The organism is Aliiruegeria sabulilitoris (assembly GCF_001558155.1).
Taxonomy (GTDB): Bacteria; Pseudomonadota; Alphaproteobacteria; order Rhodobacterales; family Rhodobacteraceae; genus Tropicimonas; species Tropicimonas sabulilitoris.
Map to the genome: position 1 here is coordinate 215,631 of NZ_LOAS01000009.1, position 24,901 is coordinate 240,531.

The following is a 24,901-nucleotide window of genomic DNA, read 5'->3' on the forward strand; positions in this document are numbered from 1 at the left end:
TGTTCCCTGAACTTCTGAAGAAGCGCCGTTTCGGGTCCGCCCGGCTCGCCGGGGCCAAGTTCTGGCGCAGAGTTTGATCCGCCGAATTGTTCAGAAAAACCGCAATGATCAGGTTCGTCATGCTGGACATCGCGCTTTAAAATGCCACTCTTTCGAAAAATAGGGAGATTTTTGCATGACCAAACCTATTTCGCTTCTTTCGACCCTCGCAGTGTTGGCCAGCCTTGCCAGCGCTCAAGCTCAGGAAATTGCTGACACGATTTACGAAGGCGGCCCGATCCTGACCATGAACGATGCCGCCCCCCGCGCCGAGGCGCTGGCGGTGAAGGATGGCAGGATCCTCGCCGTGGGCTCGCTTGCCGAGATGCTGGCCTATCAGGGGGACGCGACGGAATTGCGCGATCTGGACGGCCGCGCGTTGCTGCCGGGATTTGTCGATGCGCATGGTCACGTGATGATGATCGGCTTGCAGGCGATGGCGGCGAATCTGCTGGCCGCGCCCGATGGCGACGGCAATTCGGTGGCGGATCTCCAGCAGATCCTGCGCGACTATATTGCGGCCTATCCCGAACGGATCGCCGCCGTGGATGCGGTGATCGGTTTCGGCTATGACGATTCCCAGCTTGCCGAGCTACGTCACCCGACGCGGGAGGATCTCGACGCGGTTTCCACCGACGTGCCGATCTATATCGTCCACCAGTCCGGACATCTCGGCGTGGCCAATTCCGCCGCACTCGAAATTGCCGGCATCGGTCCGGATACCGAGGAGATGGAAGGTGGCGTGATCCGGCGCGAGCGGGGCGGCGCACGGCCCACCGGCGTGCTGGAAGAAACGCCGCATTTCGTGGCGCTCATGAGCGTGCTGCAACATCTCGATGCCGAGGGCATGATGGCGATGTTCCGGGCCGGGACCGAGCTTATTGCAAGCTATGGCTACACCACCGCTCAGGAGGGCAGGGCGACCACTGGGCAGGCCAAGCTCATGGAGGCGGTGGCCGCGAGCGGTGCGCTGGAGATCGACGTGGTTGCCTATCCCGATGTGCTAGTGGACCGCGACTATATCGCCGCGACTCACAGCCGCGATTACGTGGACCGGTACCGCGTCGGCGGCGCCAAGCTGACCATCGACGGCTCTCCGCAGGGCTTCACCGCCTGGCGCGACCGACCCTATTACAACCCGCCCGAGAATTTCCGCGCCGATTACGTGGGCTATCATGCGGCCAGCCCCGATGACGTTTTCGACGCCATCGACTGGGCCTTTGGCAATGGCATCCAGATCCTGACCCATTCCAACGGCGAGGCGGCGAGCGACCTGCTGCTGGCGGCCATCGAGACGGCTGAGAAGGAATACGGCATGGAAGACCGCCGGCCGGTCCTGATCCACGGGCAGTTCCTGCGCGAGGACCAGGTGGACGACCTCAATCGCCTGAACGTTTTCCCGTCGCTCTTCCCGATGCACACCTTCTACTGGGGCGACTGGCACCGCGAACGCACCGTGGGCCCGGTCAATTCCAACAATATCTCGCCCACCGGCTGGGTGCTCCAGCGCGGGATGCGCTTTTCCACCCATCACGATGCGCCTGTCGCCTTCCCCGATTCGATGCGCGTGCTGGACGCGACAGTGACGCGCCGATCGCGCTCGGGCGACATTATCGGCCCGGAACACCGGGTGGACGTGATGACCGCGCTCAAGGCGATGACGCTCTGGCCGGCCTGGCAGCATTTCGAGGAGGCCGAGAAGGGCTCGCTGGAACCCGGCAAGCTGGCCGACCTGGTGATTCTGTCGCAGGACCCGACCGCCATAGACCCAGAGACGCTCGACGCCGTGCAAATCGTGCAGACGATCAAGGAAGACGTGGTGATCTATGATCGCGCGGCGGCTGCACAGCAGGATGGCGGCTTGCGCTGGCGGATGGGGCCGGGGGGCGTCGATACGGCGGCTGCCTTCTTCCAGAAAGCGGCGCTTGCGGCCGAGATTCCGTCCGGGTGGAGCCCGACGCAGCGCTTGCTGGCGACACGTATCGCCGAGCTTTCGCCGCACGGGGCGGGCTGTGTCTCCGGCTATCTCGTCAACGCGCTCGCGCCGGCCTATGCGCGGGCCGCCAGCAGCTTGGAATGAAAGCGGGAATGCCGCCCCGGGGGTGGGACAAGCGGGGCGGGGCAGGCGGGACATATGGCCGCTTGCCCGCGACACGCCGCCGGTTGACCCCATCCCGGCCCGCGCGTAAACCGCCTACTAGCCCCAAACCACCTGTGTGATAAGTTGCGCGGGCAGACAAGGAGCCAGACGTGGACGGACTTCTCAGAGAATATCTTCCCATTCTCATTTTCCTCGCCATCGCCATAGTGATGGGACTTGGCATGGTTGTTGCCGCATGGGTGGTCGCGCCGAGCGATCCTTACGCGGAAAAGAACTCTGCTTATGAATGCGGCTTCAATGCCATGGACGACGCGCGGATGAAGTTCGATATCCGCTTCTACCTGGTTTCGATCCTTTTCATCATCTTCGACCTCGAAGTGGCCTTCCTGTTTCCATGGGCGGTCGCCTTCGGAGACATCTCAATGGCGGCCTTCTGGTCGATGATGGTCTTCCTTGCCGTTCTGACGGTCGGGTTCGCCTATGAATGGAAAAAGGGAGCACTCGAATGGGAGTGATGACCGGCCCCAACACCGCCGGCGCCGACAAGGACGCCACGGTGGCAAAGATGAACAAGGACCTCAACGACAAGGGGTTCCTGGTGACATCTACTGCAGACATCATCAACTGGGGCCGCACCGGCTCGCTGCATTGGATGACCTTCGGGCTGGCCTGCTGCGCCATCGAGATGATTCACGTCTCCATGCCGCGCTACGACCTGGAGCGTTTCGGCACCGCGCCGCGCGCCTCGCCGCGCCAGTCGGACCTGATGATCGTTGCCGGTACACTGACCAACAAGATGGCCCCCGCTCTGCGCAAGGTCTATGACCAGATGCCGGAGCCGCGTTGGGTGATCTCCATGGGTTCCTGCGCCAATGGCGGCGGCTATTACCATTACTCCTATTCGGTGGTCCGCGGCGTGGACCGGATCGTTCCGGTCGATGTCTACGTCCCCGGTTGCCCGCCGACGGCCGAAGCGCTGCTCTATGGCACGCTGCAACTGCAACGCAAGATCCGCCGGGTGGGCACGATTACCCGCTGATTGGCCTTCGCTGCTTGAAGGAAGGATGACACCGCTATGAGCGATGCGCTTCACACCCTTGGCGAATATATCGCCGAACGCCGCCCGGATTGCGTGACCAAGTGGGTGATCAACAATGGTGACCTGACCGTGGAGGCGCCGCCCGCCGCACTGCTCGGCTTCGTCGAGTTCCTGCGGGCCGATGCCACCTGCCAGTTCACCCAATGCGTCGACATCACGGCAATCGACTACCCGGAGCGCGAAAAGCGTTTCGTCGTCGTCTACCATTTCCTGTCGATGAAACAGAACCAGCGCATCTGCGTGAAGTCGAGCGTGCGGGAGGACGAAGCCATCCCCTCGCTGACCGGGATTTTCCCCTCGGCCGACTGGTACGAGCGGGAAGTGTTCGACATGTTTGGTGTGGTCTTCTCCGGCCATCCGGACCTGCGCCGAATCCTGACCGATTATGGCTTCCGCGGCCATCCGCTGCGCAAGGATTTTCCGACCTCCGGCTATGTCGAGCTGCGCTATGACGATGCGCAGAAACGCGTGGTCTATGAACCGGTGAAGCTGGTGCACGAATACCGCCAGTATGACTACTTGTCTCCGTGGGAAGGCGCGAAATACATCCTGCCGGGCGACGAGAAAGCGGAAAAGGCTAAGTGAAGCCGGGGCTTGCCATAGGCGACCGGGCGACATTTGCCCGTGAGGTGCGGCCAGAAGAGGTCGTCTGCCGGCTGTTTCCGGATGCGTGGATCATGGATGACATGCCGGAGGTCTTTGCCTCGGCCATGATGATCGGCATGTTCGAGTGGGCCTGCGTGGAGCAGATTGCCCCCTACTACGAGCCGGGCGAGGGCTCGCTCGGGATCGGTTTCGATCTCAGCCATGTTGCGCCCACGCCGCCGGGCCTGACCGTGACGGTGGAAACGGAAGTGATCGGGATCGACGGCCGATTCATCACTTTCCGCGTCCGTGGCCATGACGGACAGGATATGATCGGGGAGGGCACGCACAAACGCGCCGTTACCCGCTGGGAAAAATTCAACGCCAAGGTGGCCGCGAAGGCCGCGAAGGCGCATTTGGAGAGGACCGAAAGCTGATGGACGGTTCCAAGGGTTTCGAAGACGTCCGCACGGGCGAACAGACGATCCGCAACTTCAACCTCAACGTGGGCCCGCAGCACCCGGCGACCCACGGCGTGTTGCGTCTCGTCACCGAGTTGGACGGCGAGATCGTCGAGCGCGCGGATCCGCATATCGGCCTGCTGCATCGCGGCACCGAGAAGCTGATGGAGAGCCGCACCTATCTCCAGAACGCGCCTTACATGGACCGGCTGGACTACTCCGCGCCGATGAACCAGGAGCACAGCTTCTGCCTGGCCATCGAGAAGATGACCGGAGTGCAGGCGCCGCGCCGCGGCCAGCTGCTGCGGGTGCTAATGGCGGAACTGAGCCGGATCGGTAACCACGTGATGAACGTGACCACGGCTGCGATGGACGTGGGCGCGCTGACGCCGCCGCTCTGGGGCTTCGAGCTTGGCCGCGAGGAGGTTTATACCTTCTTCGAACGTGCCTCCGGCGCCCGGATGCATTGCAACTATTTCCGCCCCGGCGGCGTCCATCAGGATGTCACGCCTGAATTGCTCGACGATATCGAGGCCTGGGCGCCGAAATTCCTCAAGGTACTGGACGATCTGGACGAGCTGCTGACCGAGAACCGGATCTTCAAGCAGCGGACCGTCGATATCTGCATCGTCTCCGAGCAGGATGTTTATGACTGGGCGATGACCGGTCCGATGGCCCGTTCCGCCGGGCTTGCCTGGGACCTGCGTCGCACGCAGCCCTATGATCTTTATGACGAGTTCGACTTCCAGATCCCGCTGGGCAAGAACGGCGACTGCTACGACCGCTACCTGCTGCGGATGGAAGAGATGCGCCAGTCGACCTCGATCGTCCTGCAAGCCATCGAGAAGCTGCGCGCGCCCTCCGGGCAGGGCGACGTTCTCGCCCGCGGCAAGCTCACGCCCCCGAAACGCGCCGACATGAAGACCTCGATGGAAGCGCTGATCCACCACTTCAAGCTCTATTCCGAGGGCTTCAAGATCCCGGCCGGCGAGATCTACTGTGCGACCGAGGCGCCGAAGGGCGAAATGGCCGTCTATATCGTCTCCGATGGCTCCAACAAACCCTACCGTCTGCGTCTGCGGACGCCGGGCTTCGCCCATCTGCAGACCACGGGGTACTATTGCAAGGGCCACCAGCTCGCCGATATCCCGGCCGTGATTGGGACGCTCGACATCGTCTTCGGGGAGATCGACCGCTGATGCGGCACGCGCCTGCTTCCCTTCCTCTTTCCGAAAATATCCCCGCCGAAGGCTCCCGCGCTTTCCGCACGAGCCTCGGCCAGCCATCGAAGGACCGCGTGTAATGCTCCGCCGTCTCCATCCCGAACAGCCCGAGAGCTTCGCCTTCACCCCCGCCAACCGGGAATGGGCCGAGGCGCAGATCACCAAGTATCCCGAAGGCCGCCAGGCCTCGGCCATCATCCCGCTGCTGTGGCGTGCCCAGGAACAGGAAGGCTGGCTGAGCCGCCCAGCCATCGAGCATGTCGCAGACATGCTCGGCATGGCGTATATACGGGCGCTGGAAGTGGCGACCTTCTACTTCATGTTCCAGCTGCAACCCGTTGGATCCGTTGCCCATGTCCAGGTCTGCGGCACGACCTCCTGCCTGATCTGCGGGGCAGAGGACCTGATCGGGGTCTGCAAGGACAAGATCGCCGAGAAGCCGCACCATTTGTCCACCGATGGCAAGTTCTCCTGGGAAGAGGTCGAATGCCTCGGGGCCTGTGGCAACGCGCCGATGGTGCAGATCGGCAAGGATTTCTACGAAGACCTCACCGCCGAGCGCCTCGCCGAGATCCTCGACGAGTTGGCTGCCGGCAAGGTGCCGGTGCCGGGCCCGCAGAACGGCCGTTACGGTGCTGAGCCCCTGGGCGGTCCGACGACGCTCACGGATGGCAATGAGAATGCCGCCAAGTACAACGCCTCGGTCGAACTGGCGGTGACGATCGGAGATACCGTCAAACGGATCGATGGCACCGAGGTGCCGCTGCTCAAGCCCTGGACCGACCAGGGCGGACGTGCGGTCGGTGCCGCGCCCGTCGAGGAGCCGCGCCCCGCCGCAGGCCAGCCTGTCGACGAGACCGGCGCCACCGTTCAGGAAGCCCCTGCGAAGTCGACCGCGAAGCCAGACCCGGAAACCGCGGCCGAGATCGCCGGCACGCGCCCGCAATGGCTCGACGGGCCGCGCGAGGGCAAGGCGGATGACCTCAAGAAAATCAAGGGTATCGGGCCAAAGCTGGAGGAAATGTGCAATTTCCTCGGCTTCTACCATTTCGACCAGATCGCGAACTGGACCGCCGAGGAGATCGCCTGGGTCGATCAGAACCTCGAAGGTTTCAAGGGCCGCGTGACCCGGGACGAATGGGTGGATCAGGCCAAGGTCCTGGCGGAAGGCGGCGAGACCGAGTTCTCGGCCAAGAAGAAGTGAGCGGATGGCGCCGGCAATGACCCGACCCAGCGAACATGACCGGGCCTTTGCCCGACAGGGCCGCATCGTGGCTGTCGTGATCGCGCTTGGCGGTTTGCTGGCAATTTTCGCACCGGCGCTGGTGGCCCTGACGGGGCTTCCCGCGCGTTATGAAATGTTGTTCTATTTCGCCTCGCTGGCGGCCTTTGTCTGGGCGCTGGTGGTGGCAGTCCGGATGTGGCGCACCCGCTCCGGCGACGAGGGATGAGAGGATAAGAGATGCTGCAGGACAAGGACAGGATCTTCACCAACATCTACGGTCTGAAGGATCGTACGCTCGCCGGTGCCCGCGCCCGCGGCCATTGGGACGGCACCGCCGACATCATCAAGAAGGGCCGCGACTGGATCGTGGACGAGATGAAGGCCTCCGGCCTGCGCGGCCGCGGCGGGGCGGGCTTCCCGACCGGTCTGAAGTGGTCCTTCATGCCCAAGGAAAGCGACGGGCGTCCGTCCTATCTCGTTGTAAACGCGGACGAGTCGGAGCCCGGCACCTGCAAGGACCGGGAGATCCTGCGCAATGACCCGCATACGCTGATCGAGGGGTGCCTGCTGGCCTCTTTCGCCATGGGCGCGCATGAGAGCTACATCTATATCCGCGGCGAGTTCATCCGCGAGCGCGAGGCGCTGCAGGCCGCGATCGACGAGGCGTATGATTCAGGTCTCCTCGGCAAGAATGCGGCCGGCTCGGGCTGGGATTTCGACCTCTTCGTCGCCCATGGCGCCGGCGCATATATCTGCGGCGAGGAAACCGCGCTTCTGGAAAGCCTCGAAGGCAAGAAGGGCATGCCGCGCATGAAGCCGCCGTTTCCGGCGGGCGCGGGCCTCTATGGTTGCCCGACCACGGTGAACAACGTGGAATCCATCGCCGTCGTGCCGACCGTCCTGCGCCGGGGCGGCGAGTGGTTCGCGGGCTTTGGCCGTCCGAACAACACCGGTACCAAGCTTTTCGCCATCTCGGGCCATGTGAACACCCCTTGTGTGGTCGAGGAGAGCATGTCGATCCTCTTCGAGGAGCTGATCGACAAGCATTGCGGCGGTATTCGCGGTGGCTGGAAAAACCTCAAGGCCGTCATCCCCGGTGGCTCCTCGGTGCCGCTGCTGCCCGCCGATATCGCCAGGGAAGCGATCATGGATTTCGACTGGCTGCGCGAGCAGCGCTCCGGCCTCGGCACGGCGGCGGTGATCGTGATGGACCAGTCCACGGATGTCGTGAAGGCGATCTGGCGGCTCAGCAAGTTCTACAAGCATGAGAGCTGTGGCCAGTGCACCCCCTGCCGTGAAGGCACGGGCTGGATGATGCGGGTCATGGACCGGCTGGTGAAGGGCGAGGCCGAGATCGAAGAGATCGACATGCTGATGGATGTCACCAAGCAGGTCGAGGGCCACACGATCTGTGCGCTCGGCGATGCCGCCGCCTGGCCGATCCAGGGCCTGATCCGGCATTTCCGCGACGAGATCGAGTACCGGATCAAGAACAAGCCGGGGATTGCGGCCGAGTGATCCTGACACTAGCATTCTGACAACGGGCCCGGCGCATGCGTCGGGCCGTTTTTCGATACAGGGCCGGAAGTGGGAGTTCCAATGATGAAAAAGAGCCTACTTGCCGCAGCGTTTGTGATGGCAACGCCTGTTTTGGCGGACGACCTGCGCCCGGCGCCCGATTATTTCGTCGATGCGATGGTATCGATCACCACGGCGGAGAACATTGCCACGACCTGCCCGAATCTGACCTTCGATGCCGTGAAGGCCTCCGATGTGACGACGGAGGTGATGGAAGCCCTCACTGCGGATGGGTTCGACTCCAAGAATCTCGAAGGTTCCATGGCCGATCCGGGCGATGCAGTGCGCGCGGCACAGGCGGCCTTCCTCGACAAACACAAGCTGAGCAAGGACGAGACGGATTTCATCCGCGTCTGCATGGCCGGGTTTGCCGAGATCCAGGAAGGTACGCAGGTCGGCGCCTTCTTGGTCGAGATCACCGGCGATGGCGCTGTGGATCCGACCACGTCGCAGTAAGCCCGTAAGCAACAGGCATTCCAGACTATTTTCGCGGCTCGTCCATTTTCCTGGGCGAGCCGCGATTGCATTTTGTGCAGGCGAGGCAGAAAGTGCCAGCGGGGACATCCCCGGTTCGTGGATGCCTCTCGGGACGGTTTCACGAAAGGATGAGAGCATGGACCTGAAACTTGCTGGCAAGACTGCGCTGATCACCGGAAGCTCTGACGGAATCGGGCTCGCCGTGGCCAAGGGGCTGGCGGCCGAGGGCGTGCGGGTGCTGATCAATGGGCGCCACGCCCAAAAGGTGGAGGCGGCGATTGCCGATATCGGGGAAGCGGCGGTGCCGGCAGTGGGCGATGTGGCCTCCGCGGAGGGGATTGCCGCGATTCTGGGCGCGGTGGAGGCGGTTGGTGGGGTCGACATCCTCATCAACAACGCCGGAACCGGGTCCAACGAGACGATCATGGACGCGCCGGACGAGAAATGGCAGCAGTATTGGGATCTGCACGTGATGGCGGCGGTCCGGCTGGCGCGCGGTGTGGTCCCGTATATGGAAGCGCGGGGCGGTGGTGTGGTGCTCAACAATGCCTCGATCTGTGCCGTGCAGCCGCTCTGGTACGAGCCGATCTACAATGTCACCAAGGCGGCGTTGATGATGTTCTCGCGGACGCTGGCGACCGAGCTCGTGGGGCGCAATATCCGCGTGAACTGCGTCAATCCGGGGCTGGTGCAGACGCCGGACTGGGTCAATACCGCCAAGGAGCTGACGCGGGACACCGACGGCGACTGGCAGGGGTATCTTCAAGGCGTAGCCGACGAATATGCGCCGATCAAGCGCTTCTGTTCGCCCGAGGAACTGGCGGATTTCTTCGTCTTCCTGTGTTCGGAACGGGCGAGCTATTCCATTGGCTCGACCTATTTCGTCGATGGAGGCATGAAGCTCACCGTGTAGGATCGGCCGCGAGAGCCCCTGTTCCGGCAGCCGGGGTGCGGCTTCGAGTTGCGGCCTTTCAAGAGGTCGCCGCGTGGCCGTTCAATCAAGGCTCCGTGATTGGGCGAAGAGCCGCCGGGCTCGTTCAGGTTTTGAGCAAAGAACTGCTGCATTGCAGCAGGGATGGCGGAACGACGCGATCCTTGTTGAAAACAAAGCCACAGCGTCCCCATCTGGAAGTAAAGGGTGCTCCTCCCGCGCCCATTTCAGAAGGAAACGCGCATGTTCAGATTTCTTTCCATCGCCACGGCCACCTTGGTCGTCTTCACCTTGCTTGTTTCGGGCAGCCAGGGACTCGCCCTGCATTGAGTGCGGCTCCCTGCGGCGCTGCGCCCGAAATCGCGGCGAAATCGCTGATTGGCCTTGGCCAAAGAAGACGCTAGAGAGGGTCCGAAGAGGGACCCCGGAGTGCGCCTAGACCTCCGGTCTTGAAGGGGAGTACCCCCAAGAAGGAGCTGGAGGCAGCGCATGAGTGACCTACGCACCATCATCATCGACGGCATCGAAGTGAAATGCGACCCCGCGATGACCCTGATTCAGGCCTGCGAACAGGCTGGGATCGAGGTTCCGCGATTCTGTTACCACGAGCGTCTGTCGATCGCCGGCAATTGCCGGATGTGCCTGGTGGAAGTGGTCGGCGGTCCGCCGAAGCCCGCGGCCTCCTGCGCGATGCAGGTGCGCGACCTGCGTCCGGGTCGCAATGGCGAGCCGCCTGAGGTCCGTACGAACTCGCCCATGGTCAAGAAGGCCCGAGAGGGCGTGATGGAGTTCCTGCTCATCAACCACCCGCTGGACTGCCCGATCTGCGATCAGGGCGGCGAATGCGACCTGCAGGACCAGGCCGTGGCCTATGGCGTCGACTTCAGCCGTTTCCGCGAGCCGAAGCGGGCCACCGAAGATCTCGATCTCGGTCCGCTGGTCGAGACTCACATGACGCGCTGCATCTCCTGCACCCGCTGCGTGCGCTTCACCACCGAGGTGGCCGGCATCACCCAGATGGGCCAGACGGGCCGGGGCGAGGATGCGGAGATCACCTCCTACCTCAACCAGACGCTCGATTCGAACCTGCAGGGCAATATCATCGACCTCTGCCCGGTCGGTGCGCTGGTCTCCAAGCCCTATGCCTTCACCGCGCGGCCCTGGGAGCTGACCAAGACCGAGACCATCGACGTGATGGACGCACTTGGCTCCAATACCCGCGTGGACACTAAGGGTCGCGAAGTGAAGCGGATCCTGCCGCGCAACAACGACGCCATCAACGAGGAGTGGCTGGCCGATAAATCGCGCTTCGTCTGGGACGGGCTCAAGCGCCAGCGACTCGACAGGGCTTACGTGCGTGTCGATGGCAAGTTGAAACCCGCGAGCTGGGCCGAGGCGCTCTCTGCCGCCGCTGCCGCGATGAAGGGCAAGAAGATTGCCGGTCTCGTGGGCGATCTGGCCCCGGTCGAAGCGGCCTTCGCGCTCAAGCAACTGGTCGAAGGGCAGGGCGGCAAGGTGGAATGCCGGACCGACAACGCGCGCCTGCCGATTGCGAATCGTGCCGCCTATGTCGGCACAGCCGCTCTTGAGGATATCGACAGCGCCGAGCGAATCCTGCTTATCGGCACCGACCCGCGTACCGAAGCGCCGGTTCTGAACGCCCGCATCCGCAAGGCCTGGATCGCCGGGGCGGATGTCGCCCTGGTCGGACAAAAGGTCGATCTGACATTCGACTATTTCCACGCCGGAACGGACCGCGCCGCGCTTCAGAAAGTGGTGGACATGGGCGGCTCCGTCGAGATTCGCTCCAAGCCTTCCATTGTGATCGTTGGTCAGGGCGCCCTTCGCGAAGCTGATGGCGAAGCGGTGCTGGCCGCCGCGCAAAAGATCTGTGCACAGACTGACAGCAAGCTGCTGGTGTTGCACACGGCAGCCTCCCGCGTTGGCGCGATGGATGTCGGTGCTGTGACCGAGGGCGGCCTTGAAGCCGTCATCGACGGGGCGGAGGTTGTCTATAATCTCGGCGCTGACGAGGTGGAGATCGATGCAGGTCCCTTCGTCATTTACCAGGGCAGCCATGGCGACCGCGGCGCGCACCGCGCCGACGTGATTCTGCCGGCGGCGGCCTGGGTGGAGGAGCAGGGGCTCTTCGTGAACACCGAAGGTCGCGTGCAGATGGCGATGCGGGCATCCTTCCCGCCGGGTGAGGCCAAGGAGAACTGGGCGATCCTGCGGGCGCTGTCGGCCGAACTCGGCGCCACGCAGCCCTGGGACACCCAGCTTCAGCTGCGCAAGGCGCTGATCAAGCAGGTTCCGCACATGGGAGCGCTCGATGCGTTGCCCGTGAACAAGGGTGCGGCGCTGGAGCCGCGCGAACTGGGGCAGGCCGATTTCCGGTTGGCGATCCAGGATTACTACCTGAGCAACCCGATTGCTCGCGCCAGCGCGCTCATGGCCGAGCTCTCGGCACAGGCGAAGGCGCGCGCAAACACGCCGCTGGCCGCGGAGTAAGCGCGTGGCGGCGCGAGAGGGAGTGGCGGCGGCACTGATCGCCACTCTCGGGGCATGCACAGCAGAGGACGCGGTGGATCGTGACGATCTGCCATTCGAACCCGTATACAAGGGAATCGAGACCCAATTGCTTGGCGATGACCTTGTCGGCTTCATCGTCGAGATGGAAGGCGCGCGCGACGCCATCGACGTGGAAGATTATGCCACATGTGCTGTTGCCCAATACACGTTGATACGCGGATACGGCTTTGCGCGACATGTCCGCACAAGAGTTGCACTAGAGTCTGGCGTTTGGCGCGCGGATGCGGTTTACACGGTCTCGCCAGCGCTCCCGCAAGGGTCGCAGACAATCGACGCCGAAGTGACGGTGGAAGATTGCGCCTTGCGGGGCATACCTACGGTCTGAGGAAGATGAGGCACCATGGCTGAATTTCTGGCAGGATTTCTGCAAACCAACCTTGGGATCGTCGTGCTGGTCGCAGCGCAATGTCTCCTGTTCACCATCATCCTCTTCGTGGCGCTCGCATTCCTGATGTATGCCGACCGCAAGGTCTGGGCCGCGGTCCAGCAACGCAGGGGACCGAATGTCGTCGGGATTTACGGCCTGCTGCAATCCTTCGCGGATTTCGTCAAATACATCGCCAAGGAAATCATCGTGCCGGCAGGGGCCGACCGATTCGTCTATTTCCTTGCGCCGATGCTCTCCTTCGTGCTCGCGCTCATTGCCTGGGTGGTCGTGCCCTTCAACGATGGCTGGGAAATCGCCTCGCTGAACGTCGCCATCCTCTATGTCTTCGCCATGTCCTCGCTCGAGGTTTACGGCGTGATTATGGGCGGCTGGGCCTCCAACTCCAAGTACCCGTTCCTCGGCGCGCTGCGCTCGGCGGCGCAGATGATCTCCTACGAGGTCTCCATCGGCCTGATCATCATCGGTGTGATCATCTCCACCGGCTCGATGAACCTGACCGATATCGTGCGCGCCCAGGAGGGCAATTTCGGCTTCTTCAACTGGTACTGGCTGCCGCACCTGCCGATGGTGTTCCTGTTCTTCATCTCGGCATTGGCGGAGACCAACCGCCCGCCCTTCGACCTTCCGGAAGCGGAATCGGAGCTCGTCGCCGGTTACCAGGTGGAGTATTCCTCGACGCCCTTCCTGCTCTACATGATGGGCGAGTTGATCGCGATCGTGCTGATGTGCGCGCTGGTCACCATCCTGTTCTTCGGTGGCTGGCTGTCGCCGATCCCGGGCCTGCCCGATGGCGTCATGTGGATGATCCTGAAGATGTCCTTCTTCTTCTTCATCTTCGCCATGGTGAAGGCGATCGTGCCGCGTTACCGCTACGACCAGCTGATGCGTATCGGCTGGAAGGTCTTCCTTCCGCTGTCGCTGGGTTGGGTCGTTGTCATCGCCTTTATGGCCAAGTTCGAAATCCTCGGCGCCTTCTGGGCTCGCTGGGCAATGCTGGGAATGGGAGGCTGATCGATGGGGATGGCAATCGACTGGACCCGCGCGACCAAGTATTTCCTGCTGATGGACATGTGGAAGGGCTTTCAGCTCGGCATGAAGTATTTCATGGCACCGAAAGCCACCCTGAACTATCCGCATGAAAAGGGCCCGCTGAGCCCGCGCTTCCGTGGCGAGCATGCGCTGCGCCGCTATCCCAACGGGGAAGAGCGCTGCATCGCCTGCAAGCTCTGCGAGGCGATCTGCCCCGCGCAGGCCATCGTGATCGACGCCGAGCCGCGCGCGGACGGCTCCCGGCGGACAACCCGCTACGACATCGACATGACGAAATGCATCTATTGCGGTTTCTGCCAGGAAGCCTGCCCGGTGGATGCCATCGTGGAGGGCCCGAATTTCGAGTTCACCACCGAGACCCGCGAAGAGCTCTACTACAACAAGGAGAAGCTCCTTGAGAACGGGGACCGCTGGGAAGCCGAGATTGCCCGCAATATCGAACTGGATGCACCTTACAGATGAGTGATTTCACCAAGCTATTCCAGTCGATGATCGAACAGTCGCAGGAGATGGCGAAAGCCATGAACCCCGCGCTGGAGAAATTCCAGTTCCCGGATTTCACGGCGATGATGCCGACCATGCCGAAGGACGCCATGGAAATGGCCTTCGGCAACACGTTCAACCCCGGTGGGCTGGACGCGAAAACCCGGCTCTTCGTGACGCTGGGCGGGCTGGTCGCGCAGGGCGCGCAGCTCGAACCGCAGATCAAGCTCACGGTGCGTCACGCGCTGGAAGCCGGGGCAACGGCCCAGGAAATCGCCGAGGTGATCGGCCAGATGTCCGTTTTCGGGGGCGTGCCCGCGATGACGAAGGCGATGGAACTGGCGCAGGCCGTCATCGCCGAGCACGAGGAAGGAAAGTAACGTGACAGTCGTCGATTTCGTCTTCTACCTGTTTTCCTTGTGCCTGCTCGTGGGCGCTGTCTTCACGGTGATCTCCCGGCAACCGGTTCACTCCGTGCTCTGGATGATCCTGTCCTTCCTGTCGGGCGCCGGCCTGATGGTGCTGCTCGGGGCGGAATTCGTCGCCATGCTGCTGATCATCGTCTATGTCGGCGCGGTCATGGTGCTGTTCCTCTTCGTTGTCATGATGCTGGATGTGGACTTCGCCGAGTTGCGCGCCGAGATGGCCAAGCAACTGCCTCTGGCGCTCGTGATCGGGCTGGTACTGATCATGCAACTCGCGATGGCCTTCGGCTCCTGGGAGCTGGGCGGCGGCGTGGCGATCCTCGATACGCCGATGGGCACGCCGGAAGGGGCCGGTGCGCATAACACCGCAGCCCTCGGGCTGCTGCTCTATGACAAGTATTTCCTGCTCTTCCAGGTTGCCGGGCTCATCCTGCTCGTCGCCATGATCGGCGCCATCGTGTTGACCATGCGCCACCGCCGCGACATCAAGCGCCAGGACATCCTGGTGCAGATGTATCGCGACCCGGCCAAGACGCTGGAGCTGGTCGATATCAAGCCGGGCGAGGGGCTCAAGTAACCCGCCCGCCGTGCGCCCCTCGGGGAGGAGGGGCGCCCGTTTGAACGAAGCGCGCTTTGCCGCGCAACGCAAAGCCCGAAAGGGCCAAGAAGGATCGAGGGACCGCGGAATGGTTCAACTGGAACATTACCTGGCTGTCGCGGCGGCGCTGTTCGTCATCGGCATTTTCGGCATCTTCCTGAACCGGAAGAACGTCATCGTCATCCTGATGTCGATCGAACTCGTGCTGCTGGCGGTCAATATCAACCTCGTCGCCTTCTCCGCCTATCTGGGCGATCTCACGGGGCAGGTCTTCACCCTGTTCATCCTGACCGTTGCCGCCGCCGAGGCGGCCATCGGCCTCGCGATCCTGGTCTGTTTCTTCCGCAATCGCGGGACGATCCGGGTCGAAGACGTCTCCAACATGAAGGGCTAAGGGCACATGGCAAGCATCATCCTCTTCGCCCCGCTTATCGGCGCGATCATCTGCGGCTTCTTCTGGCGGGTGATCGGCGAGAAAGCCGGCCAGATCACCGCGACGGGCCTGCTGTTCCTGTCCTTCTTCTTCAGCTGGATCGTGTTTCTCACCCATGACGGCGTAACCGAGCAGATCCACCTGATGCGCTGGATCGACAGCGGCTCGCTCGTGGCCGACTGGGCCATCCGCCTGGACCGGCTGACCGCGATCATGCTGGTGGTGGTGACGACGGTCTCGGCCTTCGTCCATCTCTACAGCTTCGGCTACATGGCGCATGATCACGCCTTCCCCGAGGACGAGCCCTACCGTGCGCGTTTCTTCGCCTTTCTGTCGCTCTTCACCTTCGCCATGCTCATGCTGGTGACATCGGACAACCTCGTTCAGATGTTCTTCGGCTGGGAGGGCGTGGGCCTGGCCTCATACCTGCTCATCGGGTTCTACTACAAGAAGGAGAGCGCGGGCGAGGCGGCCATGAAGGCCTTCATCGTCAACCGTGTCGGCGACTTCGGCTTTGCCCTCGGCATTGCGGGCCTCTTCTTCCTTGTCGACAGCGTCGCGCTGGACGATGTCTTCGCCGCCGCCCCGATGCTGGCGGAAACCCAGATCTCCTTCCTCTGGACCGACTGGAATGCCGCCAACCTGCTTGGCGTCCTGCTCTTCATCGGTGCCATGGGCAAATCGGCGCAGTTCCTGCTCCACACCTGGCTTCCCGACGCGATGGAAGGTCCGACCCCGGTCTCCGCGCTCATCCACGCCGCCACCATGGTGACCGCGGGCGTGTTCCTCGTGTGCCGGATGTCGCCGCTCTACGAATTTGCGCCGGGTGCCGCCACTTTCATCATCTATATCGGCGCGATCACGGCCTTCTTTGCCGCGACGGTGGGTCTGGTACAGAACGACATCAAGCGCGTCATCGCCTATTCGACCTGTTCGCAGCTCGGCTACATGTTCGTCGCCGCCGGTGTCGGCATGTATTCGGCCGCCATGTTCCACCTGCTGACCCACGCCTTCTTCAAGGCCATGCTCTTCCTCGGCGCAGGCTCCGTGATCCACGGTATGCATCACGAGCAGGACATGCGGAATTACGGCGGGCTCAAGGGCAAGTTCCCGGTCACCTACTGGATCATGATGATCGGCACGCTGGCCATCACCGGTGTCGGTATACCGCTCACCTCGATCGGCTTCGCCGGCTTCCTGTCCAAGGACGCGATCATCGAGAGCGCCTGGGCGGGCGGTACGCAGGCCTCCGGTTTCGCCTTCGTGATGCTGGTCATCGCCGCGCTGATGACTTCCTTCTACTCCTGGCGCCTGATGTTCCTCACCTTCCACGGCGAGGCGCGGGGCGACAAGCATACGCATGAGCACGCCCATGAGAGCCCGATGACCATGCTGGTCCCGCTCTACGTGCTGGCCGCGGGTGCGATCCTCTCCGGCATGCTCTTCTATGGCTCCTTCTTTGGCCATACCGACAAGGTGGCCAGCTTCTACGGCATCCCGCTCAAGGGCGAGGAGGTTCATGCCGAGGCCTCGATGGAAGGGCACACGGACGAAACCCATGCCGCGCATATGGCTGACGGGACCGCCGAGGCCGAGCACGGCGAAGCGGCAGCGACGGCCCATGCCGCAGAGACGGCAACGGACGATCACGCGACCGAGACGGCCCACGCCACCGTGGCTGCCGACGATCACGCACCCGAGGGCGAACATCACGCGGCCTTTGGCGGCAATCCCGGGGACGGTGCGATCTATTTCGGCCCGGACAACCATGTTCTGGACGACGCCCACGCCGCGCCGATCTGGGTGAAGGTCTCGCCCTTCATCGCCATGCTGCTGGGCCTTGGCCTTGCCTACCAGATGTATGTCCGCCGTCCCGACTGGCCGGCGAAACTGGCCGAGAACCAGAAGCCTCTCTACAACTTCCTGCTTAACAAGTGGTATTTCGACGAGATATATGACGCGGTCTTCGTGAACCCGGCCCGTGCCTTCGGCCGCTTCCTGTGGAAGAAGGGCGACGGGGCGACGATCGACGGCGCCATCAATGGGCTGACGATGGGGATCATCCCCTGGTTCACCCGCCTCGCCGGGCGCGCACAGAGCGGATACATCTTCCACTACGCCTTCGCCATGGTGATAGGCATCGTGATCCTTGTCTCCTGGATGACGATTGCGGGGAACTGAGACAATGCAGAACCTGATCTCCATCATCATCTTCCTGCCGCTGATCGCGGCGCTGATCCTCGCGCTCTTCCTGCGTGGCGAGGATGAGGCCGCGCAGCGCAATGCCAAGTGGCTGGCGCTGATCGCGACCTCCGCGACGCTCTTCATCTCGCTTTTCCTCTTCTTCGGCTTCGACGCCACCGACACGGGCTTTCAGTTCGTCGAAGATCGCGAGTGGCTGCTGGGGCTGAAATACAAGATGGGCGTGGATGGCATCTCGATCCTCTTCGTGATGCTCACCACCTTCCTGATGCCGCTGACCATTGGTGCCTGCTGGGGCGTCAAGACCCGGGTGAAGGAATACATGATCGCCTTCCTGATGCTGGAAACGCTGATGCTCGGCGTCTTCACCGCTCTGGACCTGGTGCTCTTCTATCTCTTCTTCGAGGCGGGCCTGATCCCGATGTTCCTGATCATCGGCATCTGGGGCGGCAAGGAACGCATCTACGCGGCCTTCAAGTTCTTCCTCTACACCTTCCTCGGCTCGCTGCTGATGCTGGTGGCGATGATCGCGATGTATGTCGATGCCGGCACGACCGACATTCCGACACTGATGAAACATACCTTCGCCTCCGAGACTTTCCCGGTCCTCGGGATCCAGGTCGTCGGCGGGCTTCAGACGCTCCTGTTCCTCGCCTTCTTCGCTTCCTTCGCGGTGAAGATGCCGATGTGGCCGGTCCATACCTGGTTGCCGGACGCGCACGTGCAGGCGCCGACCGCCGGTTCGGTCATCCTGGCCGCGGTGCTCCTGAAGATGGGCGGCTACGGCTTCCTGCGGTTCAGCCTGCCGATGTTCCCGGTCGGCTCCGAGGTGATGTCCACCTTCGTGCTCTGGATGTCGGCCATCGCCATCGTCTACGCCTCGCTGGTCGCCATGGCGCAGGAGGACATGAAGAAGCTCATCGCCTACAGCTCGGTTGCCCATATGGGCTATGTCACCATGGGGATCTTCACGGTGAACCAACAGGGGCTCGACGGCGCGATCTTCCAGATGATCAGCCACGGCTTCGTTTCCGCCGCGCTCTTCCTTGTTGTCGGCGTGGTCTATGACCGGATGCATACCCGCGATATCGCAGCCTATGGTGGCCTGATGGAGCGGATGCCGGTCTACGCGCTGATCTTCATGCTCTTTACGATGGCCAATGTCGGGCTGCCCGGCACCTCGGGCTTCGTCGGCGAATTCCTGACCCTGATGGCGATCTTCCAGGTCAATACCTGGGTGGCGGTGGTGGCGACCTCTGGCGTGATCTTCTCGGCCTGCTACGGGCTCTGGCTCTATCGCCGGGTCATGCTGGGCCAACTCATCAAGGAAAGCCTCAAGTCCATCAAGGACATGGACAAGCGCGAGAAGGCGATCTTTGCCCCGCTCGTGGTCATGACCCTGCTGCTGGGGGTCTACCCCGCCCTGGTCACCGACATTATCGGCCCCTCGGTGGAGGCCCTGATTGGTAACTACGAAATTGCCCTGAACGACTATGCGCCGGCCACCGAGCTGGCCTCGGCTGGAGACCACTGACGATGAGTTCTTCCGACCTCGCAATCATCCTGCCCGAGATCTTCCTCGCGCTCTATGCCATGGTGGCGCTGCTCGTGGCGGTCTGGACCGGCAAGGACAAGGTCGCCTCGCTGGTGACCTGGATCTCGGCGGCGGTGGTCATCGCCACGGCGATCTGGATCATGCTTTCGGGCGGCGAAACCCGCGTCGCCTTCAGCGGCATGTTCGTCGATGACGCCTTCGGCCGCTTCGCCAAGGTGACGTTGCTTCTGGCCTCCGGTTTCGTCCTGATCCTCTCCGAGGGCTTCTTCAGCCGCCGCGGCGCGCTGGTCTTCGAATACCCGATCCTCATCGTGCTCTCGACCGTCGGCATGATGGTGATGATCTCCGCCGGCGACCTGATCGCGCTCTATATGGGCCTGGAACTGCAATCTCTTTCGCTCTACGTGCTCGCCTCGATCCGCCGCGACAGCCTGCGCTCCACCGAAGCGGGCATGAAATACTTCATCCTCGGCGCGCTTTCCTCGGGCCTGCTGCTCTACGGCTCCTCGCTCGCCTATGGCTATGCCGGCTCAACCGTGTTCAAGGATATTTTTGCCGCTGCGAGCGATGGCCATGTCGGCTTTGGCCTTCTGCTCGGCCTGACCTTCATCATCTCGGGCCTCGCCTTCAAGGTGTCCGCCGTGCCCTTCCACATGTGGACACCCGATGTCTACGAAGGTTCGCCCACCCCGGTAACGGCCTTCTTCGCCTCCGCGCCCAAGATGGCCGCGATGGCGATGTTCGCCCGCGCGATGCACGATGCCTTCGGCAATGCCGTCGCCGACTGGCAGCAGATCGTGGCGCTGATGGCGGTGCTCTCGGTCTTCCTCGGCGCTATTGCCGGGATCGGTCAGCGCGACATCAAGCGGCTGATGGCCTATTCCTCGATCTCGCATATGGGCTTCGCGCTGATCGGCCTGGCCGCCGGCACCCAGACCGGCGTCAGCGCGATGCTGATCTACATGGCGATCTATGTGACGATGAATATCGGCACCTTCGCCTTCATCCTGTCGATGGAACGCGACGGCCAGCACATCACCCGGATCGACAGCCTGAACATGCTCTCCAAGAAAGAGCCGGTGAAGGCCCTGGCGATGCTGGTGCTGCTCTTCTCGCTGGCCGGTGTGCCGCCGCTGGTGGGCTTCTTCGGCAAGTTCGCGGTGCTGATGGCCGCGCTGGACGCGGGCCTGGTCTGGCTCGCCGTGGCCGGCGCCATCGCTTCGGTCATCTCGGCCTTCTACTACCTGCGGATCGTCTACTATATGTATTTCGGCTCCGATGAGGCCGAGCAGATCGACGGCTCCATGTCGCCGATCCAATGGTCCGTGCTCATGGCCTGCGCCGCGATCATGGTGCTGGGCGTGATCAACCTCTTCGGCATCGACGGTCTGGCCGCCAATGCCGCTGCCTCGCTCGTGATCAACTGATCCGGGCATTGGCCTCGAATGCTGGCCCGGGTGCAGAGCCCGGGCTTTTCCTTTAGGAGCAGCCACGTCTGCTCCCGGTGCAGAGAAGGGGATGGCCCAATGACCGCAACCCTCCCGATGGATTGGCCGACCGGCTATGACAGCGTCATCCTGCCGGAAATCGACAGCACCATGGCCGAGGCACAACGCCGGGTGCCGAGCCTCGTTGGCCCGACCTGGATCCTCGCGCTCAACCAGACCGCCGCACGCGGCCGCCGCGGACGGGAATGGGTCAACCCGAAGGGAAACTTCGCGGCAACGCTGGTGATGCGCCCCGCGCTCGGGGCGGGGCTTGCCGCGCTGCGCAGCTTCACCGCGTCTCTGGCGCTGTACGATGCCTTCGTGGCGACGACCGGCCGGACCGCACCCTTCACGCTCAAATGGCCGAATGACGTCCTGCTCAATGGCGGCAAGGTGGCCGGCATCCTGCTCGAATCCGCTGGCCAAGGGGGCGATGTCTCCTTCCTGTCCATCGGCATCGGCGTCAATCTTGTCGCTGCGCCCGCTGCTGCGCAGGTCGAAGAGCGTGCCCTGCGGCCCGTTTCCCTGCTTTCCGAAACCGGCCTCTCGGTAGATCCGGTTGATTTCCTGAACGCGCTGGCCCCTGCCTATGCACGCCACGAGCTTCAACTGTCGACCTACGGTTTCACACCGATACGCGAAGCCTGGCTGTCGCGGGCCGCTCGGCTTGGCGAGATCGTCACGGCCCGAACGGCTGTGGAGGAGTTCTCCGGCCATTTCGAGACCATTGATGAGCATGGCAACATCGTCCTGCGGAGCGCGACGGAACAGCGTACCATTCCCGCAGCCGATATTTTCTTTTGACGATGGGAGGCGCGACCGTGCGGAGGAACAGGGGAAATTCAGAGCATCCTGGCCGAAACGATCCTGCGGATCGTGCCTTCGGAGAATCTCCATCAGCCAAGAGGAATTCCACGCTCGTCCCGGTTGAATCACTCCGGGGCCAACACCCAATGTTCGTCTGCCTCCACCGCACAAGTCCTCTCAGCGTCTCGTCTCAGACATTCCCAGCCCGATAGGCCCAAGCCCATGCTTCTGTGCATCGATACCGGCAACACCAACACCGTCTTCGCCGTCTGGGATGGCGAGAAATTCCTCACCATGCTGCGCACGGCCACCGAGCACCAGCGAACGGCGGATCAGTATTTCGTCTGGTTCTCGACACTCATGCAGCATCACGGTCTCGACGTTAAGATCGACGAGGTGATCATTTCTTCGACCGTGCCGCGCGTGGTGTTCAACCTCCGGGTCCTGGCGGATCGCTATTTCAATTGCCGCCCGCTCGTGGTCGGCAAGCCCGACTGCCTGCTGCCGAATCCGCCGCGGGTGGACCGCTCCGCGCAGGTTGGCCCGGACAGGCTGGTAAACACCGCTGGCGCTTTCGACCGGCATGGCGGCGACCTCGTGGTGGTGGATTTCGGCACCGCGACGACCTTCGACGTGGTGTCCAAGGACGGGGCGTATATTGGCGGCGCCATCGCGCCGGGGGTCAACCTTTCGCTGGAAGCGCTGCACCTGGCGGCTGCGGCGCTGCCGCATGTGGATATCACCAAGCCGCAGCATGTGATCGGCACGAACACGGTCGACTGTATGCAGTCCGGGGTGTTCTGGGGCTATGTCGGGCTGGTGCGTGGCGTTTGCGACAGGATTCTGGAAGAGCGGGAGCGTCCGATGACAGTCATCGGGACGGGGGGGCTTGCACCTCTGTTCAGCCAGGGCGATGTACTGTTTGACGTGATTGAAGATGATTTGACGATGCACGGCCTGACGGTCATCCATCGCTACAACAAGGAAAACCAGTAAATGAGCGATGCGGAACGTCTGATCTACCTGCCTCTGGGCGGCGCCGGCGAAGTCGGGATGAATGCCTATGTCTATGGATGGGGCAAGCCCGGCAAGGAGCGCCTGATCCTGGTGGATCTGGGCGTGACATTCCCCGATATGGAAACGACCCCCGGGGTCGACCTGATCTTTCCCGACATGTCCTGGCTGATCGAGCGGGCTGACCGGCTGGAGGCCATTCTGGTCACTCATGGGCACGAGGATCATATCGGCGGCATTGCCCATTTCTGGCGGGATCTGCGCGCGCCGGTCTATTGCCGGCGGTTCACCGGCCATCTGGCGCAGCGCAAGATGGAGGAACGCGGCAACGATCCCGAGCAGGTCCATATCGTCGAGGCTTTCCCGGAGACGATCGAGGCCGGGCCGTTCCAGATTTCCTTTTTGCCGGTGTCCCATTCCATCCCGGAAAGCTCGGCGCTGGTGATCGATACGCCGGTGGGCCGGGTCGTCCATACGGGCGATTTCAAGCTCGACGGCGCGCCGGTGGTGGGGGAACCGTTCGATGCCGAGCTATGGCACGGTATCGCCGCGGATGGCGTCAAGGCGCTGGTCTGCGACTCGACCAATGTGCATGTCGAAACGCCGGGCCGCTCGGAATCGACCCTGACCAACAATATCCGCGACTTGGTGCTGCAAAGCTCCGGCATGTTCGTGGCCACCACCTTTGCCTCCAACGTGGCCCGGGTGAAGACGCTGGCCGAGGCCGGCCGGGATGCGGGGCGCTCCGTCTGTCTCATGGGGCGGGCGATGTTGCGCATGGTGCAGGCGTCGGTGGAGACCGGGGTGCTGACCGATTTTCCGCCCGTGATCGGCCACGAAGAGGCCGAGGATGTTCCGCGCGAGAACCTGATGCTGATCGTGACGGGCAGCCAGGGCGAGCGCCGCGCGGCCACGGCGCAGCTCTCGCGGGGGAAATATCTCGGGCTGTCGCTGGCCGAGGGGGATACCTTCCTGTTCTCCTCCAAGACGATCCCCGGCAATGAGCGGGGCGTCTTGCGCAACGTGAATGCCTTCTCGGAAATGGGTGTGAACGTGGTCGATGATTCCTCGTCGCTCTACCACGTCTCCGGCCACGCCAACCGGCCGGACCTTGAGGCGGTGCACGAGCTGATGCGGCCGCAGATGCTGATCCCGATGCACGGAGAGCACCGCATGCTGCGCCGCCATGCCGAGGCAGGCGAGGCCAAGGGGATCACATCGAAGGTCGCTACCAACGGAACGATGCTGGATCTGACGGGAGACTATCCGGTTGTGTGCGAGCATGTGGAAACGGGGCGCGTCTATCTTGATGGCGCGCAGAAGATCGGTGCGATGGACGGTGTCGTGCGTGACCGGATCCGCATGGCTCTCAACGGGCATGTCATGCTGAACGTGATCCTCGACGAGGAAGACGAGCCGCTGGGCGAGCCCTGGGCCGAGACGATGGGCCTTGTCGAGACGGGGCGGTCCAACGCGCCGCTCGTCGATCTGGTGGAGGCAGAGGCGGCGCAGTTTCTTGCGCGGGCCAATGACAAGCTGCTCGTCGATGACGACAAGCTCGATTCCGGCCTGCGGCGCGTCGTTCGGCAGGTGGCGGTCGAGGAGATTGGCAAGAAGCCCGAGGTTACGGTTGTGATTTCGCGGCTGGCCTGAGCAGAGGCGGCTGTGTCGGGGACGGAGGGCTAGCCTGCATCGCGCAGGCTGTCGAAAAAGGCCAGTACTGTTTCGGAACTGGCCTCGGCCAGAGTCTGGGTGCAGGGAGGCTCTCCGGCCGTTCCGCCAAGCCACATTGAAAAACTGGCATTGGGCGTCTCGGTAAAGGCCATGTCCCAGTTGGGAAACCGGCGGGATTTCAGCGGACCGCGCCCGTAAACCTGCATATGCCGGTGACGCCAGTCGCGTCGCAGGCTCTTCAAAAGGGTATCCAGCCCGTCGGGCGGTCCCTCGACATATTGCACGAAATAGCCCTTTTCCCGGTGCAGGTAGCCGGTCAGGCCAAGCTCCTGGTTCCGTTTCCGGGCCGTTAGATAGATTTGGGCCGCGTCCGCCGATTGGGGCGCCACGCAGGCCTCACTAATATAGACGAGCCATTGCATGTGTTTTTGAATCTTTTCACCAAATAAGTATTCGATTGCACGAATTGGCGAG

At 62.8% G+C, this 24,901-nt stretch carries 25 protein-coding genes; 24 read left to right on the forward strand and 1 reads right to left on the reverse strand.

What is annotated here, in order from left to right; all coding sequences use genetic code 11:
* Nucleotides 1-175: 175 nt before the first annotated feature.
* From AX756_RS09800 to AX756_RS09915, 24 genes are all read left to right on the forward strand, one after another.
* Nucleotides 176-2,119, forward strand: coding sequence for an amidohydrolase (locus AX756_RS09800; RefSeq protein WP_068310518.1), 1,944 nt, complete (start codon nt 176-178; stop codon nt 2,117-2,119).
* A gap of 170 nt (nt 2,120-2,289) precedes the next feature.
* Nucleotides 2,290-2,655: an NADH-quinone oxidoreductase subunit A gene (locus AX756_RS09805; protein WP_068310520.1), complete on the forward strand. Its 366-nt coding sequence runs from the start codon at nt 2,290-2,292 to the stop codon at nt 2,653-2,655.
* The gene (locus AX756_RS09810; protein WP_068310522.1) at nt 2,655-3,179 is read left to right on the forward strand and encodes a NuoB/complex I 20 kDa subunit family protein; all 525 of its coding nucleotides are present in this window, start codon (nt 2,655-2,657) and stop codon (nt 3,177-3,179) included. The genes AX756_RS09805 and AX756_RS09810 overlap by 1 nt, the downstream gene beginning before the upstream one ends.
* A gap of 36 nt (nt 3,180-3,215) precedes the next feature.
* Nucleotides 3,216-3,824 (forward strand): NADH-quinone oxidoreductase subunit C, encoded by a 609-nt coding sequence (locus AX756_RS09815; RefSeq protein ID WP_068310523.1) that lies wholly within the window; start codon nt 3,216-3,218, stop codon nt 3,822-3,824.
* Complete coding sequence (locus AX756_RS09820; protein WP_068310525.1) at nt 3,821-4,261, forward strand: thioesterase family protein; 441 nt, start codon at nt 3,821-3,823, stop codon at nt 4,259-4,261. Before AX756_RS09815 ends, AX756_RS09820 begins: the two co-directional genes overlap by 4 nt.
* Complete coding sequence (locus AX756_RS09825; RefSeq protein ID WP_068310527.1) at nt 4,261-5,484, forward strand: NADH-quinone oxidoreductase subunit D; 1,224 nt, start codon at nt 4,261-4,263, stop codon at nt 5,482-5,484. Before AX756_RS09820 ends, AX756_RS09825 begins: the two co-directional genes overlap by 1 nt.
* Before the next feature lie 103 nt (nt 5,485-5,587).
* The gene (locus tag AX756_RS09830) at nt 5,588-6,712 is read left to right on the forward strand and encodes an NADH-quinone oxidoreductase subunit E (RefSeq protein ID WP_068310529.1); all 1,125 of its coding nucleotides are present in this window, start codon (nt 5,588-5,590) and stop codon (nt 6,710-6,712) included.
* A 16-nt stretch (nt 6,713-6,728) separates the two neighbouring features.
* Nucleotides 6,729-6,959: a DUF5337 domain-containing protein gene (locus tag AX756_RS09835; protein WP_068310633.1), complete on the forward strand. Its 231-nt coding sequence runs from the start codon at nt 6,729-6,731 to the stop codon at nt 6,957-6,959.
* An 11-nt stretch (nt 6,960-6,970) separates the two neighbouring features.
* Nucleotides 6,971-8,251, forward strand: coding sequence for an NADH-quinone oxidoreductase subunit NuoF (gene nuoF / locus AX756_RS09840; protein ID WP_068310531.1), 1,281 nt, complete (start codon nt 6,971-6,973; stop codon nt 8,249-8,251).
* Nucleotides 8,252-8,335: 84 nt separating this feature from the next.
* Complete coding sequence (locus AX756_RS09845; protein WP_156461442.1) at nt 8,336-8,767, forward strand: DUF5333 family protein; 432 nt, start codon at nt 8,336-8,338, stop codon at nt 8,765-8,767.
* Between the two features lie 157 nt (nt 8,768-8,924).
* Nucleotides 8,925-9,701 (forward strand): SDR family NAD(P)-dependent oxidoreductase, encoded by a 777-nt coding sequence (locus AX756_RS09850; RefSeq protein ID WP_068310535.1) that lies wholly within the window; start codon nt 8,925-8,927, stop codon nt 9,699-9,701.
* A gap of 507 nt (nt 9,702-10,208) precedes the next feature.
* Nucleotides 10,209-12,230, forward strand: a complete 2,022-nt coding sequence (nuoG, locus tag AX756_RS09855; protein ID WP_068310537.1) for an NADH-quinone oxidoreductase subunit NuoG — start codon at nt 10,209-10,211, stop codon at nt 12,228-12,230.
* A 34-nt stretch (nt 12,231-12,264) separates the two neighbouring features.
* A complete protein-coding gene (locus AX756_RS09860) occupies nt 12,265-12,636 on the forward strand; it encodes a YNQ4 family lipoprotein (protein WP_170307745.1) in 372 nt (123 codons plus the stop codon).
* 15 nt (nt 12,637-12,651) lie between these two features.
* Nucleotides 12,652-13,710, forward strand: coding sequence for an NADH-quinone oxidoreductase subunit NuoH (gene nuoH, locus AX756_RS09865; RefSeq protein WP_068310541.1), 1,059 nt, complete (start codon nt 12,652-12,654; stop codon nt 13,708-13,710).
* A 9-nt stretch (nt 13,711-13,719) separates the two neighbouring features.
* Nucleotides 13,720-14,211: an NADH-quinone oxidoreductase subunit NuoI gene (nuoI, locus tag AX756_RS09870; RefSeq protein WP_068310635.1), complete on the forward strand. Its 492-nt coding sequence runs from the start codon at nt 13,720-13,722 to the stop codon at nt 14,209-14,211.
* Nucleotides 14,208-14,612, forward strand: a complete 405-nt coding sequence (locus AX756_RS09875; RefSeq protein WP_068310544.1) for a carboxymuconolactone decarboxylase family protein — start codon at nt 14,208-14,210, stop codon at nt 14,610-14,612. Before nuoI ends, AX756_RS09875 begins: the two co-directional genes overlap by 4 nt.
* Before the next feature lies 1 nt (nt 14,613).
* The gene (locus AX756_RS09880) at nt 14,614-15,234 is read left to right on the forward strand and encodes an NADH-quinone oxidoreductase subunit J (protein ID WP_068310546.1); all 621 of its coding nucleotides are present in this window, start codon (nt 14,614-14,616) and stop codon (nt 15,232-15,234) included.
* Between the two features lie 109 nt (nt 15,235-15,343).
* Nucleotides 15,344-15,649, forward strand: a complete 306-nt coding sequence (nuoK, locus tag AX756_RS09885; RefSeq protein WP_068310637.1) for an NADH-quinone oxidoreductase subunit NuoK — start codon at nt 15,344-15,346, stop codon at nt 15,647-15,649.
* Between the two features lie 6 nt (nt 15,650-15,655).
* Nucleotides 15,656-17,869 (forward strand): NADH-quinone oxidoreductase subunit L, encoded by a 2,214-nt coding sequence (gene nuoL / locus AX756_RS09890; protein ID WP_068310547.1) that lies wholly within the window; start codon nt 15,656-15,658, stop codon nt 17,867-17,869.
* A gap of 4 nt (nt 17,870-17,873) precedes the next feature.
* Complete coding sequence (locus AX756_RS09895; protein ID WP_068310549.1) at nt 17,874-19,424, forward strand: NADH-quinone oxidoreductase subunit M; 1,551 nt, start codon at nt 17,874-17,876, stop codon at nt 19,422-19,424.
* A gap of 2 nt (nt 19,425-19,426) precedes the next feature.
* Nucleotides 19,427-20,872: an NADH-quinone oxidoreductase subunit NuoN gene (gene nuoN / locus AX756_RS09900; protein WP_068310551.1), complete on the forward strand. Its 1,446-nt coding sequence runs from the start codon at nt 19,427-19,429 to the stop codon at nt 20,870-20,872.
* 99 nt (nt 20,873-20,971) lie between these two features.
* Nucleotides 20,972-21,736, forward strand: coding sequence for a biotin--[acetyl-CoA-carboxylase] ligase (locus tag AX756_RS09905; protein ID WP_231701021.1), 765 nt, complete (start codon nt 20,972-20,974; stop codon nt 21,734-21,736).
* A gap of 225 nt (nt 21,737-21,961) precedes the next feature.
* The gene (locus AX756_RS09910) at nt 21,962-22,735 is read left to right on the forward strand and encodes a type III pantothenate kinase (RefSeq protein WP_068310553.1); all 774 of its coding nucleotides are present in this window, start codon (nt 21,962-21,964) and stop codon (nt 22,733-22,735) included.
* Nucleotides 22,736-24,406: a ribonuclease J gene (locus AX756_RS09915; protein WP_068310555.1), complete on the forward strand. Its 1,671-nt coding sequence runs from the start codon at nt 22,736-22,738 to the stop codon at nt 24,404-24,406. It begins immediately after the preceding gene.
* 29 nt (nt 24,407-24,435) lie between these two features.
* Here the strand turns inward: AX756_RS09915 and AX756_RS09920 are convergent, their stop codons facing one another.
* Nucleotides 24,436-24,849 (reverse strand): BLUF domain-containing protein, encoded by a 414-nt coding sequence (locus tag AX756_RS09920; RefSeq protein WP_068310557.1) that lies wholly within the window; start codon nt 24,847-24,849, stop codon nt 24,436-24,438.
* Nucleotides 24,850-24,901 lie beyond the last annotated feature (52 nt).

Bases quoted from the DNA above. Each gene is read 5' to 3' on its own strand.
- AX756_RS09825 (WP_068310527.1), top strand. From the start codon at position 4,261: ATGGACGGTTCCAAGGGTTTCGAAGACGTCCGCACGGGCGAACAGACG.
- AX756_RS09920 (WP_068310557.1), bottom strand. From the start codon at position 24,849: ATGCAATGGCTCGTCTATATTAGTGAGGCCTGCGTGGCGCCCCAATCG.
- nuoH (WP_068310541.1), top strand. From the start codon at position 12,652: ATGGCTGAATTTCTGGCAGGATTTCTGCAAACCAACCTTGGGATCGTC.
- nuoG (WP_068310537.1), top strand. From the start codon at position 10,209: ATGAGTGACCTACGCACCATCATCATCGACGGCATCGAAGTGAAATGC.
- AX756_RS09895 (WP_068310549.1), top strand. From the start codon at position 17,874: ATGCAGAACCTGATCTCCATCATCATCTTCCTGCCGCTGATCGCGGCG.
- AX756_RS09815 (WP_068310523.1), top strand. From the start codon at position 3,216: ATGAGCGATGCGCTTCACACCCTTGGCGAATATATCGCCGAACGCCGC.
- AX756_RS09905 (WP_231701021.1), top strand. From the start codon at position 20,972: ATGACCGCAACCCTCCCGATGGATTGGCCGACCGGCTATGACAGCGTC.
- nuoF (WP_068310531.1), top strand. From the start codon at position 6,971: ATGCTGCAGGACAAGGACAGGATCTTCACCAACATCTACGGTCTGAAG.
- nuoK (WP_068310637.1), top strand. From the start codon at position 15,344: ATGGTTCAACTGGAACATTACCTGGCTGTCGCGGCGGCGCTGTTCGTC.
- AX756_RS09845 (WP_156461442.1), top strand. From the start codon at position 8,336: ATGAAAAAGAGCCTACTTGCCGCAGCGTTTGTGATGGCAACGCCTGTT.
- AX756_RS09915 (WP_068310555.1), top strand. From the start codon at position 22,736: ATGAGCGATGCGGAACGTCTGATCTACCTGCCTCTGGGCGGCGCCGGC.
- nuoN (WP_068310551.1), top strand. From the start codon at position 19,427: ATGAGTTCTTCCGACCTCGCAATCATCCTGCCCGAGATCTTCCTCGCG.
- AX756_RS09800 (WP_068310518.1), top strand. From the start codon at position 176: ATGACCAAACCTATTTCGCTTCTTTCGACCCTCGCAGTGTTGGCCAGC.
- AX756_RS09875 (WP_068310544.1), top strand. From the start codon at position 14,208: ATGAGTGATTTCACCAAGCTATTCCAGTCGATGATCGAACAGTCGCAG.
- AX756_RS09830 (WP_068310529.1), top strand. From the start codon at position 5,588: ATGCTCCGCCGTCTCCATCCCGAACAGCCCGAGAGCTTCGCCTTCACC.
- nuoL (WP_068310547.1), top strand. From the start codon at position 15,656: ATGGCAAGCATCATCCTCTTCGCCCCGCTTATCGGCGCGATCATCTGC.
- AX756_RS09810 (WP_068310522.1), top strand. From the start codon at position 2,655: ATGACCGGCCCCAACACCGCCGGCGCCGACAAGGACGCCACGGTGGCA.
- nuoI (WP_068310635.1), top strand. From the start codon at position 13,720: ATGGCAATCGACTGGACCCGCGCGACCAAGTATTTCCTGCTGATGGAC.
- AX756_RS09835 (WP_068310633.1), top strand. From the start codon at position 6,729: ATGACCCGACCCAGCGAACATGACCGGGCCTTTGCCCGACAGGGCCGC.
- AX756_RS09850 (WP_068310535.1), top strand. From the start codon at position 8,925: ATGGACCTGAAACTTGCTGGCAAGACTGCGCTGATCACCGGAAGCTCT.
- AX756_RS09910 (WP_068310553.1), top strand. From the start codon at position 21,962: ATGCTTCTGTGCATCGATACCGGCAACACCAACACCGTCTTCGCCGTC.